Annotated in this window: 1 protein-coding gene; it reads right to left on the bottom strand. The window is 75.6% G+C overall.

Annotated elements, in window-relative coordinates:
* Positions 1–131 precede the first annotated feature (131 nt).
* Entirely contained in the window at positions 132–1421 is a 1290-nt protein-coding gene (locus FOE67_RS25645; protein WP_182667205.1) for a DUF6986 family protein, read from the bottom strand.
* Positions 1422–1433 lie beyond the last annotated feature (12 nt).

The following is a 1433-nucleotide window of genomic DNA, read 5'->3' on the forward strand; positions in this document are numbered from 1 at the left end:
GGCCGGGGCGGGGAACCGCGATGGCCCTCGACGCGGGTCGGATCGGGGCCCGGGACCCGCACACCCCACGGGGTGTGCGCCGGGTGCGGGGAGGGCGTTCGGGAGCGGACGCGCGGGGCACGCCCCCGGTGTCAGGGCGGAGTGGGCCGGCCCGCCAGTTCGGCCAGTTCGCGGAGGGGGATCCCGCAGGCCGCCTCGACCTCCGCTCCCGGGACCGCGCCGCAGTCCACCCCGCGCAGGAGGTGATCGGCCAGGGCCCGGGCGGTGGCGGGTTCCTCCAGCACACCCGTCTCCACCCGACCCGTCCGGGCCGCCAGCCGTTCGGCGGAGCGGGTCAGCCCTCGGCGGAAGAAGGCGAAGACCGCCGCGTACCGGGTGGGCAGTTGCCCCGGGTGGAGGTCCCATCCCTGGTGGAAACCGCGGGCCAGGGAGCGCTCGACCAGGCGGGCGTGGGTGCGCCAGGCCGCCCGTACGGCGGAGGTGTCCCCGACCGGCAGGACGTTGCTCGAACCGTCGACGACCCGTACCCCGGTGCCCGCCGCGGCGACCTGCATCACCGCCTTGGCGTGCTCGGCCGCCGGGTGATCGGGGGCCTGGTGGTGGGCGGCCACGCCACAGGCGGCGGTGTAGTCGTAGGTTCCGTGGTGCAGGCCGACGAGGCGTCCCCCCGCCGCGTCGATCAGCAGCGGTGGCGTGACGCGACCGTCCGTGCCGAACACCGCCGTCGTCGTCTCGATCTGCGCCTCGAAGCGCAGGGTGCCGTGCGGCAGGCCGCGGGTCTCCTCCAGCGCCGCGCACAACTCCGCCATGGCGGTGATCCGGGCGGGGTGGGTGACCTTGGGCAGGGTGATCAACAGGCCGGGCGGGAGCGGACCGGCGGTGTGCAGGGCCGTGAGGACGATGTCCAGGGTACGGATCCCGCGCCGCCGGTCCGGGGCCTCCAGGGACTTCATCCTGATGCCGAGGAAGGGGGGAGCGGTGCCCTCGGCCACGAGGCGGGCGAGCAGGCGCCCCACCGCGAGGGCCCGGGCGTCCTCCTCCGCGTCCGGCCGGATGCCGTAGCCGTCCTCGAAATCGATCCGCAGGTCCTCCACCGGTTCGCGGCGGAGCTTCTCGCGCACCGCCGCGTCGAGGGCGGCGGGATCGTCCACACCCGCGCCGAGCAGGTCCTCCCACACCGTCGGATCGGGGGCGTGGCGGTCCATCGACTCCAGCGCCGCCCTCCCCCACTCCCCCGCCGGATCGTCGGGGACCGTGTCGGCCGGCATGTAGACGGTGTGGACGGGTTGACGGCCGGCCGGGTCCCCGGGCAGACGACGGGCGAGGTCGAGGTCGATGGGTCCCTGCGAGCGTTCGATCTCCCGCAGCACGCGCTCGTCCAGGCTGGTCGGATGGCTCCCCGAGCCGGCTTCCCCCGTCATCGGCCCTCCCGC

This window comes from Streptomyces calidiresistens, assembly GCF_014141525.1.
Classification (GTDB): Bacteria; Actinomycetota; Actinomycetes; order Streptomycetales; family Streptomycetaceae; genus Streptomyces; species Streptomyces calidiresistens.